Annotated in this window: 15 protein-coding genes; 7 read left to right on the top strand and 8 right to left on the bottom strand. The window is 69.4% G+C overall.

Annotated features, from left to right (window positions below):
• Positions 1-95: 95 nt before the first annotated feature.
• The gene (locus tag IG75_RS0108710; protein WP_030520667.1) at positions 96-734 is read left to right on the top strand and encodes a TetR/AcrR family transcriptional regulator; all 639 of its coding nucleotides are present in this window, start codon (positions 96-98) and stop codon (positions 732-734) included.
• Positions 735-981: 247 nt separating this feature from the next.
• Here IG75_RS0108710 and IG75_RS0108705 read toward each other — a convergent pair whose 3' ends face one another.
• On the bottom strand, positions 982-1,398 hold the full coding sequence (locus IG75_RS0108705; RefSeq protein WP_030520666.1) for a RidA family protein: 417 nt from the start codon (positions 1,396-1,398) through the stop codon (positions 982-984).
• A 21-nt stretch (positions 1,399-1,419) separates the two neighbouring features.
• On the opposite strand from IG75_RS0108705, the gene IG75_RS0108700 reads away from it, so the two are divergent.
• The gene (locus IG75_RS0108700) at positions 1,420-2,916 is read left to right on the top strand and encodes a carotenoid oxygenase family protein (RefSeq protein ID WP_373863791.1); all 1,497 of its coding nucleotides are present in this window, start codon (positions 1,420-1,422) and stop codon (positions 2,914-2,916) included.
• Positions 2,917-2,920: 4 nt separating this feature from the next.
• Positions 2,921-3,796 (top strand): TetR/AcrR family transcriptional regulator, encoded by an 876-nt coding sequence (locus IG75_RS0108695; protein WP_030520664.1) that lies wholly within the window; start codon positions 2,921-2,923, stop codon positions 3,794-3,796.
• 87 nt (positions 3,797-3,883) lie between these two features.
• Here IG75_RS0108695 and IG75_RS0108690 read toward each other — a convergent pair whose 3' ends face one another.
• Positions 3,884-4,216, bottom strand: coding sequence for a histone-like nucleoid-structuring protein Lsr2 (locus tag IG75_RS0108690; RefSeq protein WP_030520663.1), 333 nt, complete (start codon positions 4,214-4,216; stop codon positions 3,884-3,886).
• A 129-nt stretch (positions 4,217-4,345) separates the two neighbouring features.
• Between IG75_RS0108690 and IG75_RS0108685 the strand changes: the two genes are divergently transcribed.
• On the top strand, positions 4,346-5,314 hold the full coding sequence (locus tag IG75_RS0108685; RefSeq protein ID WP_030520662.1) for an MsnO8 family LLM class oxidoreductase: 969 nt from the start codon (positions 4,346-4,348) through the stop codon (positions 5,312-5,314).
• Between the two features lie 3 nt (positions 5,315-5,317).
• Here IG75_RS0108685 and IG75_RS0108680 read toward each other — a convergent pair whose 3' ends face one another.
• Together IG75_RS0108680 and IG75_RS0108675 are read right to left on the bottom strand one after the other, a co-directional pair.
• The gene (locus IG75_RS0108680) at positions 5,318-6,229 is read right to left on the bottom strand and encodes an alpha/beta fold hydrolase (protein WP_245713439.1); all 912 of its coding nucleotides are present in this window, start codon (positions 6,227-6,229) and stop codon (positions 5,318-5,320) included.
• Positions 6,230-6,484: 255 nt separating this feature from the next.
• Entirely contained in the window at positions 6,485-7,375 is an 891-nt protein-coding gene (locus IG75_RS0108675; protein WP_030520660.1) for an alpha/beta fold hydrolase, read from the bottom strand.
• A 166-nt stretch (positions 7,376-7,541) separates the two neighbouring features.
• Between IG75_RS0108675 and IG75_RS0108670 the strand changes: the two genes are divergently transcribed.
• Positions 7,542-8,453: an LLM class F420-dependent oxidoreductase gene (locus IG75_RS0108670; RefSeq protein ID WP_030520659.1), complete on the top strand. Its 912-nt coding sequence runs from the start codon at positions 7,542-7,544 to the stop codon at positions 8,451-8,453.
• 27 nt (positions 8,454-8,480) lie between these two features.
• Here IG75_RS0108670 and IG75_RS0108665 read toward each other — a convergent pair whose 3' ends face one another.
• The gene (locus tag IG75_RS0108665; protein ID WP_030520658.1) at positions 8,481-9,386 is read right to left on the bottom strand and encodes a universal stress protein; all 906 of its coding nucleotides are present in this window, start codon (positions 9,384-9,386) and stop codon (positions 8,481-8,483) included.
• 162 nt (positions 9,387-9,548) lie between these two features.
• Between IG75_RS0108665 and IG75_RS0108660 the strand changes: the two genes are divergently transcribed.
• Entirely contained in the window at positions 9,549-10,049 is a 501-nt protein-coding gene (locus IG75_RS0108660; RefSeq protein ID WP_030520657.1) for a GNAT family N-acetyltransferase, read from the top strand.
• Positions 10,050-10,055: 6 nt separating this feature from the next.
• On the opposite strand, the gene ku is transcribed toward IG75_RS0108660, so the two are convergent.
• Both ku and IG75_RS0108650 read right to left on the bottom strand, forming a co-directional pair.
• Positions 10,056-10,967, bottom strand: a complete 912-nt coding sequence (ku, locus tag IG75_RS0108655) for a non-homologous end joining protein Ku (protein ID WP_030520656.1) — start codon at positions 10,965-10,967, stop codon at positions 10,056-10,058.
• Positions 10,967-12,073: a lycopene cyclase family protein gene (locus tag IG75_RS0108650; protein WP_036512330.1), complete on the bottom strand. Its 1,107-nt coding sequence runs from the start codon at positions 12,071-12,073 to the stop codon at positions 10,967-10,969. Before IG75_RS0108650 ends, ku begins: the two co-directional genes overlap by 1 nt.
• A 140-nt stretch (positions 12,074-12,213) precedes the next feature.
• Between IG75_RS0108650 and IG75_RS0108645 the strand changes: the two genes are divergently transcribed.
• The gene (locus IG75_RS0108645; RefSeq protein ID WP_030520654.1) at positions 12,214-13,713 is read left to right on the top strand and encodes an MFS transporter; all 1,500 of its coding nucleotides are present in this window, start codon (positions 12,214-12,216) and stop codon (positions 13,711-13,713) included.
• 41 nt (positions 13,714-13,754) lie between these two features.
• Here IG75_RS0108645 and IG75_RS38150 read toward each other — a convergent pair whose 3' ends face one another.
• Positions 13,755-14,642, bottom strand: a complete 888-nt coding sequence (locus IG75_RS38150; protein WP_051714339.1) for a DUF4564 domain-containing protein — start codon at positions 14,640-14,642, stop codon at positions 13,755-13,757.
• Between the last annotated feature and the right edge of the window lie 104 nt (positions 14,643-14,746).

Here is a 14,746-nt window from a genome sequence, read left to right as displayed (position 1 = left end):
ATCGACCGGGGGAGCCCGGTTCGGGCAGTCGGCTTCCGGCCGCCGAAGTTTTAGAGAGGCAACTCTAAAACGAATTAGAGCATATCCTCTACTACATGGGAAGGCCACCGAGGCACGATGTCGACCGGCTCCTGGACGCCGCCGCAGAACTCCTGGCCGGAGGCGGACCGGCCGCTGTCACCATGTCGGGGGTCGCCAAAGCCGCCGGCGCACCGAGCGGGTCGGTGTATCACCGCTTCCCGGATCGCCCCGCATTACTGGCCGCACTGTGGTCACGCGCGCTACGGGGATTCCACGACGAACTGTTCGCCGCGCTGAGTCTCGGAGAACCGCAGGAGGCGATCCGCCGCAGTGCCCGCGCGAGCCTCGAGTGGGCGCGGCGCAACCCCCGCGAAGCGCGCGTACTGCTCGCCGGAGCAAAAGAGCTGGATGAGCAGAACTGGAGCGAGCAGGCGCGCAGGGACACCGCGCGAGCCGACACCGCGCTCCACGACGCCCTGAGTGCCCTGATCGAGAAGAGCGGCGATACCGCTCCGGACGCGGCCGACCGGGCACTCCTCGCGGTAGTCGACCTGCCCTACGCCATCATCAAGCGATATCTGAGTGTCGGCCGGCAGATCCCCGACCACGCGCCCGCGCTCGCCGAGCAGGCAGCGGCAGCGTTGTTCGCTCTGAGACGGAGCCGGACAACCAACACCCGCTCGGTGCACCACAGCCACGAAACCGCGCAGTAGAGCAATCGGCTCCCCGGAAGCCGTGCGCTCGTCGACGTGACCGGCCACACATTGTTCGTCGGCCCGCAACCGTGACGACGTGGGCCATCCGGGGAAATCGGTGCGTGTCGTGTACGGCCGGCCGTAGGTCACCGTGTCGGCGTACCAGGCGTCCATGAAGTCGGGCAGCGCCGGCCGTGCGTAGGAAAACACCATTTCACTGCCCGGCCGCATCGCTCGGCGCCGCCCTCGGGACTGCAGCGGCCGCTCAGTCCTCGGTATCGCGGACCGCGGCGACGGCCTCGATCTCGACGAGTTGGTCGTCGTAGCCGAGGACGGTCACGCCGAGCAGGGTGCTCGGAACATCGTGTGCTCCGAAGGCATCTCGCACGACCTCCCAGGCCGAGACGAGGTCTGCCTGCGCCGCCGACGCCACGAGGACCCGGGTGCTGATCACATCCTCGAGCGAGGCGCCTGCCTCGTCGAGGGCGGTCCGCATGTTTTCGACGGCTTTGGCGGCTTGGCCGGCGTAGTCGCCGATCGCTGCGGTGGTGCCGTCAGGGTTCAGCGGGCAGGCGCCGGCGAGGAAGATCAGGCGTGAATCGGCGGGAGCTGTGGCGGCGTATGCGTATTCGGCCACGTCGGACAACGCATTCGATCGGATGAGGGTTACTGCCCGCGGCATGACGGCGCACGACCTTTCAGGATGAGATCGGTGATCACCGACCACGGTATAGGCCTCTTCCGAAAACCGGGCGCCGCTCGACCGGGCTATGCGGGCAGGCAACCATCGCGCTGCCACATGCCCAGGCGACCGACAGCGCCACCGATCTCCTGGGCAACGAGCGCGAGGCCTGCACTAGTACACAGCGCTGTTTTGGTGTCGTGCGAGAACGCCTTTGCGGTATCGGTTCCTACGGTGTTTCTCATGAGGTATCTGGAAGGTCATTTCGCGCCTGTAGAGGTAGAGGTCACGGCTTACGATTTGCCGGTGACCGGGCGTATCCCGGCCGAACTCGGTGGCCGGTACGTGCGCAACGGTCCGAATCCGATGGGAGTAGAAGACCCGGGCACCCATGTCTGGGGGATGGGTCCGGGCATGGTGCACGGCGTGCGGCTGCGCGACGGGCGGGCCGAGTGGTATCGCAACCGTTTCGTGCGTGTGCCGGGGTTCGCGCCCATGGTGCATGTGATCGGGCATGCGGGGCAGGCATTCGCCATGGCGGAGGGCGGCCTGCCGCCGGCCTTGTTGGACGACGAGCTGAACACCGTAGGATTTTGCGAGCTGGGAGCGACGGCGGAGGGGTTCACCGCGGGCGCGCATTCCAAACACGACCCACACACGGGGGAGTTGCATTCCCTGTCCTATATGCCCGGCCGTGAGTTCGTGCAGTACATCGTGACCGATACCGCGGGAGCGGTGGTTCGCGCCATGCCGATTGCTATGACACGGACCCCATTTCTGCACGATTTCGCGCTCACCGGCGACCACGTAGTGCTCTGGGATACTCCACTGGGTTTCGACGGATTCGAGTGCCGATGGCTGCCGGGGCACCCCACACGTGTGGGCGTGATGCCGCGGACGGGTGGTGAGGTGCGCTGGCACGAAATCGACCCTGTGCATGTCAGTCATACGCTCAATGCCTACGACGACGGTGATTCGGTCGTCGTGGACCTGGTCACCGCGCAAGGGCCGTTCGATCCCGCCGATCCCGGTGCGATCCGGCCGGTGCTGGATCGTTGGACCATCACCACCGGCACGGTCCAGCAACAACGCATCGATGACCGGCCGCAGGACTTTCCCCGCATCAACGACGCCTACGCCGCACGCCCGCACCGCTACGGCTACTCCGCCGCGACGGCACTGTACGGGATACCGTTCGCACCCGAGGGCGCGGCTTCGGACGAGGCCTTCACCAACGCGCTGGTCAAACACGATTTTCAGCGGGGTATCGCGGAGGTGCACGCGTTCGGGGCAGCAGAAGCGGTGGGCGAGGCGGTGTTCGTGGCCATCGGGCCGGGCGAAGACGAGGGATATCTACTCACCTACGTACACGATCCGCGCCGCAACGCCGCCGATCTGGTCGTGCTGGCCGCTCAGGACTTCACCGGTGAACCCGTCGCGCGTATCCATCTGCCCGCCCGCGTACCACTGGGCCTGCACGGCAACTGGTTGCCCGACCACCGACCCATGCCAGCATGATGGTGTGACCGATCCCCGACCGCCCTACCTCCGCATCGTCGCCGAGATCGAGCGGCGCATCGCCGCAGAAGAGCTGCGGCCGGGCGACCGGGTTCCCACCACCAGGGCCATCGCGCGCGAATGGGGCGTCGCCATCGCCACAGCCACCAAAGCCCTGGCCGCGCTCAAACACTCGGGCACCATCGAATCCGCCTCCCGCGTCGGTGCCGTGGTCGCTACGCGTCGGCTGCCCTCGCGAACCACCGCGGGGCTCGAACGTGAGCGGATCGTGCGCGCGGCGATGCAGATCGCCGACAGCCGCGGTCTGGCCGCATTGTCCCTGCGGGCAGTGGCCGCCGAACTCGGCGTCGCGACGATGGCGCTGCGCCGCCACCTCGACGCCGACGCCGAACTCACCCAACTGCTCGCGGATGCCGCGTTCGCCGAGATCGACTACCCCGAACCGGCCCCGGGGTGGCGTGCACATCTGCGCGTGGCCGCGCAACTGCAATGGGGTGTCTACCAGCGTCATCCGTGGGTGCCGCCGCTGGTATCCATCACCCGCCCGGCCACCCTGCCGGCAATGATCGCCTACGGACTGTGGACGCTACGCGCCTTCGACGGCCTGGAACTGGATTCCTCCACTCGGCTCCACGTCTATGCCACCGTGGTCAACTATGTGCGGGGCACAGCGATGAATATCGAAAGTGAAGCCCGCGCCGAAATGGACACCGGAATGACGAGCAAACAATGGGGCGTCGCCCGGCTCGCCGTCGACCGGCCGTTGATCACCCAGCTCACGGAACCGACCACCGAGGTCGACCTGGAATCACTGTTCGCGTTCGGACTGGAACGGCTGCTCGACGGCCTGACCGTCGTGATGACACCATCGAAGACTTGACGACCGCGGTCTTGAACGCGGCCCCGGGGGCCAACCGCGAACCGCTATCCGCGGCACCGAAGCCGGATCGCCCGAGACGGTGACGGGTTACGGGTTCGCCTTCTGATATGCCTCGGCGATCTCCGCCGAGATCCGACCCCGGCTCGACACTTCCAGCCCGTTCTTGCGGGCCCATTCGCGAATCGTCTGGGTCCGGGCATTGTTGCCCGCGGCCTGCGGCCGCTGTTTACTCTTCGCCCGGCCGCCGACCCGGCGCGCATGCGCAGACCAGGAACCGATTGTGTCGCGCAGCTTTTCGGCATTGTCCGCCGACAGGTCGATCTCGTAGGTGACACCGTCCAGAGCGAGCGTGACAGTTTCCTCGGCGATGGAAGTTCCGTCGTAGTCGTCGACCAGCTCGACGATCACCTTGCGCGCCATGCAGTCCTCCGAACAGTGGGCAAACTATCCGGACAATGGTAGCCATAGGGGCCTGCCCGCCCGGAACCCGGCAGCGGAGTCCGTTCCGGCGAACCGGAAGACCAGGGACGACTCCGGTGTTCCACAGACGTGGAATTGTCGTTGCTGGATCGGTCGCGGACCCGGGTGGGGGAACCCGAATCGGCCGCGTTGTCCCATACCGTCGAACGAGCTGTGGCGGCCGAGAAGTCGGGATATCGGCGCTTCTGGGTGGCCGAGCACCACGCCGTGCCCGGGATCGCCTCCGGGTCGCCGCCGGTCCTGCTGGCGGCGCTGGGTTCCCGGACATCGACGATCCGGATCGGATCCGGCGGCGTAATGCTGCCGCATCATCAGCCACTGGTCGTGGCGGAGCAGTTCCTCATGCTGGAGGCGCTGTTCCCGGGCCGTATCGATCTCGGCCTGGGCCGCTCGCCGGCGTTCACCGCCCCGGTGCGCCGGGCCATGCGGCAGGACGAGAGCGCACCCGACCGGTTCACCGCCGACCTGGCCGAACTACGCGACTATCTCGACGGCACCGGTCCGGTCACCGCGCATCCGGTGAGCGACCGGTCGATCCCCATGTTCGTGCTGGCCACCGGACAGGGATTGGCGGTGGCCGCGCGGCTGGGGCTGCCGGCGGTGCTCGGCGGTCCGCTGCTGGACAGCCCGGAATCGGCTGCGGCTCTGGCCGGTTACCGCCGGGAATTCCGGCCGAGTCCGCGGGCCGAACGTCCGCGGGTGACGATCGCGCTGGAGGTCACCGTCGCCGAAACCGATGAGCAGGCCCGCGCACTCGTCCTGCCCGAGGCCTGGGCGATGGCGCGGTCCCGGTCCACCGGCGTATTCCCGCCCTTGGAGCCGGTCGGCGAGAGCGCGTCGTGGACCGACCAGACGCGGCGCCGCGTCGAGGCGGCGGTGCGGCGTGCGGTCGCGGGTACACCGCAGACGGTGCGGCGCCGGATCGAGCAGCTCGCCGACCGGACGGGCGCCGAGGAACTGTTGGCGACCACCTCCACCTACGACCGCGCCGCGCTGGCCGCCTCCGATGCCGAGCTGGCGCGGATCATCGCCGGTTGAGTGTCAGGGCCGGGCGGGAATCGATCGGTTCCCGGCGATGCGCCGAATCTCCTCGACCACCAGTTCGGGTTCGGTGATCGGGACGTAGTGGCCGGAGGCCGGCGCGAGGACATGGCGACCGGCAGGCGATACCGCGGCCCGGTGGGCGTGGGCGGCGTTCGCCGCGGCACGGATCCGGGTGGTCATCCCGTCCCCGGCACGGCCGCCCGAGATCACCGTCACCGGGATGGCGCCGAGTTCGGGCGGATCGTCGCGCCAGGTGGCGAGGTCGTCGAGGAAGGTGCGGGCCTGGACCGACTGCGTGCGGACGATACCCGGGGCGAATGCCTCCCGTTCCATATCGCGCCGGACGTCCGCGGGGACCGCGTTCAGCATCGAGCGGTACATCAACCCGAGCAACCCGAGGCGCGCGAGGGCGCCGTGCACCGTCAGGGTGATGCGTTCCACCCGGCGGATGGCCGCGCTGAACAGCAGTTCGGCCGCCTCGTCGGTGGGGTCGACCAGAACGAGTCCGCTGATCCGTGCCGGGCGGCGAGACGCGGCGAGCCGGGCGATGACACCACCGGCACTGTGCCCGACCAGGACGAACGGGCCGGGTCCGAAGTGATCGAGGACCTCCACCAGATCGCCGGCGATCCGGTCCAGGGCGCGGCCGGCGGGGTCGGCCGGGCTGCGACCCAGCCCGGCCCGGTCGTAGACCACGGCCCGGGCGAACCGGCCGACCGCGGGCTGCACGAGACCCCACGACGACCGGGTCGCCGCGGCACCCGCCTCGAAGACGACGGTGGGCGCTGTCGTCTCCGGCGGACCGGGCAGGACCATGGCGTGCAGCCGCCGGCCCTCCCGCGTGGTGATCCGCTCCGGCACACCCTGGGTGTGCTGATCGGGTTCGGAAACGGAGTCCGTCTCGAGCAATTCGGGGGCACCTCATCGATTCGGCACCGCGGGCCGGACGACCCGGAGCGGCTGACAGCGGAGTCGGGAGCGCCGGTGGGGCGCGGAGGCGACGCTATCATTCGCCGGCCGCCGGCCGGGTACCTTCCTCGGCGCTGCCCTGCCCGGTACCACGCCGGTGACCGGTTGCGGCGCACGCTTTTCGATTCACCTGCTCCCGAATCGCGCCGAGGTATCAGCTGCCGAGCGGGCCGCTCCGGGTGGAGAGCCCGGGCGCTACCCGACGCGGGACGCGAGGAACTCGCGGAAGGCGCGCAGCGTCTCGGTCGGCGCCTCGAGCTGCGGGTAATGCCCGACGTCGGGCAGTTCCACCACATCGGGCTCGGCAACCACCTGGCGGTACCGGCGCACCATGCGCACGCCGGACACCGGGTCGCGCAGTCCGTCGATCAGCCGGACCGGCACCTGCGGGCGGATCAGCGCACCGACCCAGCGCTGCCGATGGGCGCGCCGCTCGGCCATATAACCCATGAGTTTGTGGCCGTTGCGCTTGCCGTGCTTACTGCACCACAGCATCCAGAACTGGTGCATCTGCTCGTCGTCCGGCCGCGACTCGGCGGCGAACACCGCGCCCAGGCTGTGGGCGAAGGTTTTCTCGTTGCCGAACCGGCCGACCAACGGTCCCAGCGGGCTCGCGAGCAGGTTCTGGATGGGCCGCGGCCGATGGGCTTCGGGGAAGAGGCCACCGTTGAGCAGACAGACCGATTCGATCACCAGGGACCGGTCGCCGGCCGCCCGGCGTTCGGCATCCCGGGCCAGCATTTCCTGGGCCACCGTGTCGCCGTAGTCGTGGGCCAGGATGTGGAACCCCTGCACCCCTTGTTCCCGGAGCAGCTGTTCGGCCAGGTCGGCCTGATCAGCGATCGTATAGTCGTAGTGCTGGGGTTTGGCCGACCAGCCGAAACCGATCAGGTCCGGAGCGAGGACCCGTTCGAACTGCTCGCACAGCTCCGGCCACAGGGCGTGCCAATCCCAGGAGGCGGTGGGAAAACCGTGTAGGCACAGTAGGGTCCCGGACGATCCGGTACCGCCCGCGCGCCAGAAGATCTGGTGTCCGCGATGGGTGAAACGCGCTCCGCTCGACCGCCAGCTCGCAAACTCGTCCATAGTCCCAGCATGCCCCGCCGCGGGGCGCCGGTCGAGTATGTCGCGGGCGCGTCGGCGCGACATCGCGACGCGCGGAATCCGCGGGATACAGAGGTAGGCTCGACGCCCGGAGGAGCCGCCGGCTCGGCCGGAGATCCGATCCGATCACTCGACGAGGAGGCACACCGTGCGTATCGGCATTCTGCTCAGTGAACGGTCCGGAGCCGACGCGCTGCGCCTGCTCGCCGACGATCTCCGCCGGGTCGCCGAGGAGGGGTTCGCTTCGGCGTGGCTCTCACATATCTTCGGCGTGGACGCGCTCACCGCGCTGGCGGTCGCGGGTAGTCAGGTGCCCGATATCGAACTCGGTACCGCGGTGGTGCCCAGCTACCCGCGCCATCCCGGGGCGCTGGCCCAGCAGGCGCGGACCACGGCGCTCGCGGTCGGCCCGGACCGGCTCACCCTCGGTATCGGCCTGTCGCACCAGGTGGTCATCGAGAACATGTACGGGTACGGGTTCGAGCGGCCGGCTCGTCATATGCGCGAATACCTCGCCGTGCTGGGCCCGCTGCTGGAACGCCGACCGGTGTCGTACAAGGGCGAAACGCTGAGCGGCAATCTGGAACTCGGGATCCCGGACGAGGGCCGGATTCCCGTACTGCTCGCCGCGCTCGGTACCCAGATGCTGCGGCTGGCGGGCCGTCGCGCCGACGGCACCGTGCTGTGGATGACCGGCCCGGCCACCATTCGCGACCATATCGCGCCGACGATCGGCGCCGCCGCCGCCGACGCGGGCCGGCCGCCGGCGCGTATCGTCTGCTCGCTTCCCGTGCTGGTGACCGATGATGTCGACGGCGCCCGGGAACGGGCGGCCACCACCTTCGCGATGTACGGCACCCTGCCGTCGTATCGAGCGATGATGGACCGGGAAGGCGCGGCCGGGCCGGCGGATCTGGCGATCATCGGATCCGAGGAGCAGGTGGCGGCCCGTATCCGGGATGTCTTCGACGCGGGAGCCACCGAATTCGTCGCCTCGGTCTTCGCCGGCGGGGCGGAGGCAGGTCGCACGCGCGCACTGCTGTCGGAGCTGGCCGGCTGACCGCTCGCCCCGGCCGGCGATGTCGCGTCAGGCCGGCCGGGTGATCATGACCGGGCACGCGGAGTGCTGGATGAGCGACTGGCTGGTCGAGCCGAGCAGCAGTCCGCGGAATCCGCCACGCCCCCGGCTGCCGACCACGACGAGTTGCGCGCGCTCGGACCATTCACGCAGATGCTGTGCCGGTGTGGAGGGGTACACCTCGCGCCGCACAGTGACCTCCGGATAGCGCTGCTGCCAGCCCGCCAGCCGTTCGGCAAGCACCGCCTGTTCGGCGGTCTGCAGATCCTCTGCCGGTATCTCGATCAAACCGGTGCTCGCGAATTCGGTGAAGGTCAGGTCGCTCCAGGTGTGGACGGCGACCAGATCGGTTTCGCGTTCGGCGGCCTCGGCGAAGGCGGCGGCGACCGCGGTGTCACTGACCGGGCTGCCATCGACACCGACGACCACCGGTCCGCCGGTGATCTCGTCCCCGTCCTCGCGGACCGCGACGATCGTGCCGCTGCCGTGCGCGGCGACCGCCAGAATTGTCGAGCCCAGATGGGAGACCGCGCCACCGCGCCGGGAGCCGAGAACCACCATATGTGCGGATTCGGAGAGTTCGATCAGCATCTTCGCCGGGCTGTGCTCCGAGAGTAGAGTGTCGACCTGCACCCGCGGCGCTGCCTCCCGGGCCACCTGCGTTCCGGTCGCCAGCGCCTGCTCACCGTGGGTTCTCAGCATCTGCACGGCTTCGTCGACCATGGGCTGGTAGGCAACCAGCCAGGTCTTGGCGGGGGTCGAATTCATCGCGTAGGCGAGGACCAGGCGACGGCTGCGCCGCGCCGCGACCGCCGCTCCCCAGCGGATGGCCGAATGTGCGTCGGGAGTACCGTCCACACCCACTACGACGGCAGCGGATACGAGCCGGTGTGGATCGTCTTCGTGTGCGGTCATAGGCCGAGTATCCCTCCGGCGGACAACCGCGGCGATATCCGCCGGGCGTGTCCGGCGAAACGGAATATGCTCGCGTCACAATATGCGCCACCTGGGTTTTCGTTCGCGGCGCGCCGTGGCGAAGGCTTGTCGAACGCGGCGGGATGTGCAGATCATGATCGCGTGCTGATATCGGATGGGGTGATCGGGCTACGGCCGATCGAGGTGGCCGATGCCGCCGCGCATCTGGCGGCTCAGGACCGGGAATCGATGCGTCGCGCCCCGGGCCCCGGAACCCCGAATGTCGTGGCCGATTTCGAACGCTGCGCCGACCAGTGGGCGCAGGATGGCCCGTGCAAGACCTTCGGCGTGGTGGACGCGCTGACCCATGCGCTGGCGGGGACCCTGGACCTGGCGGTGGAACAGGAATTCCTGGCGAAACGTCAGGCCGATATCGCCTTCGGCATCTACGCGCCGTGGCGGGGGCGGGGGGTCGCCGGCCGCAGCGTCGTGCTGGCGTGCCGATATCTGGCCCGGCACGATCTGGCAGACGAGGCGGTACTGCGGATAGATCCGGACAACAGCGCGGCGATGGCGCTGGCCCACCGGCTCGGATTCCACTACCACCACACCAGCGTGGGCCCCGAGGGCCACCGCCTCGACTGGTTCATCCAGGCGGTCTGATCCGGGTCACGCGCCCTTGCGGGTTCTCTTCTGTGCGGTCTTCCGGGTCTTCGGCTCCGCGGTTTTGCGCGGTTGCGCTTTCCTGGGCTGCGACTTCCGGGCCTTCTTCGGGGCCGCGGATTCCGTGTCCCCGCCCGCGCCGCTGGCCTCCAGACTGCGCTGCAACGCGGCCACCAGATCGACCACCTCGGCATCGGACTCCGCGGCGGCCGTCTCGGGGCGTTCGGGAGCCTTCCCGTCACCGCTGGCGACGGCCTCGTCCAGCAGGCGCTGCAATTCGACCTGGTATTCGTCGGTGTACTGGTCGGGGTCGAAATCGTCGGACATCGACTCGACCAGTGTCTCGGCCATCTTGATCTCCTGGGGCCGGGGTGTGCCGGCTTCCTCCAGCGATTCGAAGGAGACCGCGCGTACCTCGTCGGGCCACAGCAGGGTCTGCAGCACCAGCATGCCGTCCCGTACCCGCATGGCCGCGAGCCTGGTCTTCTGGCGCAGCGTGAAATGCACGAGCGCGGTGCGGTCGATACGTTCGAGGGTGGCGGCGAGCAGCACGTAGGCCTTGGGGGTATTCGAATCCGGTTCCAGATAGTAGGTCTTGTCGTAGAGGATCGGATCGATCTGATCGGACGGGACGAATTGCAGAACCGGGATCTCGTGTTTCTCGGCCACCGGCAGTTTGGCGAAATCGTCGTCGGTGAGGACGACTTTCTCACCCTCCGGTGATTCGTATTGTTTATCGATATCGGCGAATGCGACCGATTTCCCGCATATCGTGCAGACGCGGTCGTATTTGATCCGTCCGCCGTCTTTGGCGTGGACCTGATGGAATTTGATGTCGTGGTCCTCTGTGGCGGTGTAGACCTTCACGGGGACATTCACCAGCCCGAACGCGATCGAGCCTTTCCAGATTGACCGCATCACTCCATGATGACCGACCCGGACCCCCGGGGCGAGATCGGTCGCAGTCCGAGTGTCGCCGCCGCGAGCCGGGTCCGCACGGGGCCCGGAAGCCCGAAAAAGAGCCCGGACATGGCGGTGAGCATGCCGATCGGATCGTCGCGCCGCGAGAGATAGGCGCGTTGCAGTTCGATATCGAGATCGAAGAATGCGTCGAAGAAACGCGGGATCTCGGTCGGCGGCAGCGCCAGCAACGACCGCAGCCCGGCCTGCCGGAGCCGGTGGACCGCGCGCGCCGCGGTGGTCCATCCCGAGCCGCCGGCGGCGACGGACTCGGCCGCCGTCAGCGCGGCCGCGACGCTGTAGCCGGTGGCGGGATGCAGATACCCGCCCGCCGCGCCGAAGCGGCCGGCGCCGGGCCTGCCGCCGGCGACCGGGAAGCGCACCCGCTCGACCGGTTCGTCACCCGCGGTCGCGATATGCCGGGCCCGCAGCCGGCGGTGCAGGCGTCGCGCGAGTTCCTCCTGAGTGAGGGCGGGTGCGCCCACCAGGCAGGTTTCCTCGTACAGCACGGCGTCGGCACCCAGCGGTACCGCGTAGAGAAACGAGGGGGTAGCGCCCGGCGCGGCACCGTTGTCCGGTCGCCAGTCCATGAACAGTGCGGGCTCCGACGCGGTATCGCGGGCCAGTTTCAGGCCGTAGGCGGTCTGCTCGGCCCGGCCCGGACGACGCCGTAACCCGCGCGCGTCGACGACCCGGTCGGCGCGCAGGACCCGGCCACTGTCGAGCGTCACCGTGCGCCGGTCGAGTGCCACCGCCCGCCCCGGCACCACCGTGGCGCCGGTGAGATCGAGGGACTGCTGGAGCAGGGCGGTATCCAGTACGGAATACGCACGCGAGATGGTGTGATCGCGCAGGCCGTGCGCCCGGGGTCGTGCGACGGTGGCCGCGACGACGGAGCCGTCGAGCCAGTCGGGGAGTTCGTCGGACCAGGCGCCATAAGTCGCCCGCCAGACCCGCCGCGGATTCGGGTCCACGACGAGCACGGTCATCCCGCGGGCCAGACAGCGGTGGGCGAGCGCGCGCCCGGCCGGCCCGAGCCCGCAGATGGCGATATCGGCGCTCATCGTCGGATCGAAACACGGCCGCCGCGCGCCGTGCCCGCCGGGGTGGTGGTGATCGTCGCCGCTCGCCGCCGTGGCCAGGAACAGCCGCCGCGGTCACGCGTGTTACGACTGGGTGAACCGACGACCCGGAAGGACAATGGATGACGAACGTGGAGGCGGCACGGGCCGCACCGGATACGAGCGGCGGGCGGCGTGCCTGGTTCGGTCTGGCCGTACTCCTGCTGCCGGTGCTGCTGGTGTCCATGGATATGTCGGTGTTGTTCCTGGCGTTGCCCACTCTCACCGCCGATCTCGATCCGACCGCCGCCCAGCAGTTGTGGATCCTCGATATCTACGGGTTTCTCATCGCCGGTCTGCTGATCACCATGGGCAATCTGGGCGACCGGATCGGCCGCCGCACCGTGCTGCTCGCGGGCGCCACCGTGTTCGGCGCCGCCTCGGCGATCGCGGCCTTCGCGCCCAGTGCGGCGGTGCTCATCGCGGCCCGCGCGCTGATGGGGATCGGCGGGGCCACCCTGCTCCCGTCGAGTCTGGCGCTCATCTCCGACCTCTTCCCGGACCAGCGGCAACGTTCGCGAGCGATCGGGATCTGGACAGCGTTCTTCGCAGGGGGCTCGGCCGTCGGGCCGATCATCGGCGGCGTCCTGTTGCACCACTTCTCGTGGGGGTCGGTGTTCCTGATCAATGTGCCGGTCCTGCTGGTGCTGCTCGCGTTCGCGCCGCTGCTGCTGCCCGAGCACCGGGCCGCCGCGCTGGGACCGCTCGATCTGCCCAGCGTGGCACTGTCCATCGGCGGGATCCTGCCCGCGGTGTACGCGGTGAAGCACATTGCCGAGCACGGGCCCGATGTCGAGGCCCTCATCAGCGCGTTCCTCGGCGCGGCCGTGCTGACCCTGTTCGTACGCCGGCAGCGGCGACTTGCACATCCACTGGTCGATCTGTCGCTGTTCACCCGCGCCCGGTTCTCGGTCGCCATCGGGTCGAGTACCGCCGCGATGATGTCGCTGGCCGGGCTCAGCTATCTGAGCAGTATCTGGTTGCAGTCGGTGACCGGGCGCGACCCCCTGCAGGCGGCCGTGCTCGGGATCCCCATGGCGATCACCGTGTTCATCTTCTCGGTGAGCGGATCGGCGGTGGCCCGGCTGCTCGGCGTGCGGTGGGCGTTCGTCACGGCGCTGGTGACGGCCGCGGTCGGCAACCTGCTGGTGCTCGGTATCGGCGCCGACGGCGGCGCGGGCTGGTATGTGGCCGGGTCGGCGATCGCCGGTATCGGCTACGGCATTGTGTTCACGCTGGTCTCGGAGGTGGCGGTGGCCTCGGTCCCGCCGGAACGGGCCGGTTCGGCGGTCGGCATCTCCGAAACCAGTTTCGAACTCGGTAATGCATTGGGTCTGGCCCTGCTGGGCTCGCTGGCAGCGCTGGTCTTCCGCGCCGGGGGTGAGTTCGCGCCGACCCTCGGGGAGACGATCCAGCGGTACGCGGCCGATTCCGGACTGCTGGCCGCGGCGCGGGAATCGTTCGTCACCGGTGCGCACGCGTCCATCGCGGCCGGCGCCGGCGTGCTGTTGCTGATGGGGGCGATCGCCTTTGTGGTGGGCCGGGGTGACTGCCCGGCCGGTTCGCCGGACGACGACCGTTGAGGGTGGTGGCCGGCGGCCGGTGGACCGCCGGCCACCCTCGATCACTGCGCCGGCGAGGTGCCGTACGGGGTGGCGGCGAAACCGTCCGCCGCGCCGACCGCTCCGCCGATGGCTGCGCCGACGGCGGCCGCCGGCGCCGCGATCACCGCGTAACCGATGGCCGCGCCCAGGACCGGCCCGATGACGAGCCCGATCGGCAGGAACGGGATCCCGGAGATGAAGCCGGCGACCGCGCCGACCATGGCCGAGGTGCCGGCGAGAGGGGAGGCCAGCGTATTGGCCACCGAGGCGCCGATGGCGGCCGAGCCCAGAGTCTGCGCGGCGATCTTGTCCGAGCGGCTGCGTTCGACACCGACCGAGTCCAGGAAGGTGGCCAGCTGTGCCTCGGTCTGCGCGGCGCCGGTATTGATGTCGCGCACATCGAACGGCGCGTCCATTTCGACGTTCCCGATCCGCAGTTTGCCCGGCGGCGCTTCGATCGGCGCGACCGGCGCGACCGGCATGGGGGCGTGCAGTTCACCCTGCGGTGCGAGATAGGCGTGATTCGGCACCGGCCGCGTCGCGAGGGCGGGCATCGGGGCAACCGGGTCCGCGATCACGGCCGGCCGCAGGACCGCGGGAGTCGCGGGCGCGGCGTGGGTGAACGGAGCCGTGGCCGCGGTGAGCGTATCGGTGGCCGACCGGACCGCGACCCGCGCCGCCTCCTGCACGGCATCGGTGGCCGCGCCGAACGGGTCCACCGTGGCGATCGGGGCCGGGGGCAGCGCCGGCAGCGCGGCGGGGATCGGGGATGACGCGGGTGGAGTGGGGAGTGCCTCGGCATTGGCGGTGCCGGCGCCGATCAGTGTCGCGATGAGCGGGATCGCGCCCGCCGCGACGACCGAGCCTGCAGCACGCCGGGACGGACCGGTTGCCCTGTGCTTACCCATGGTCGCCTTTCTCCGGGAATTTGTCGGTTTGCCAGACATTCGTTCCGGAGCGCGGCGCGGATGGGTTCGGTCCGTTCAGCCGCCTTACAACACAGGTAGTGCCG

The sequence above is a fragment of the Nocardia rhamnosiphila NBRC 108938 genome, from assembly GCF_000720425.1.
GTDB lineage: Bacteria > Actinomycetota > Actinomycetes > Mycobacteriales > Mycobacteriaceae > Nocardia > Nocardia rhamnosiphila.
Note: the sequence above shows the minus strand (reverse complement) of the source record. Positions and strands in the feature narration are given on the sequence as shown.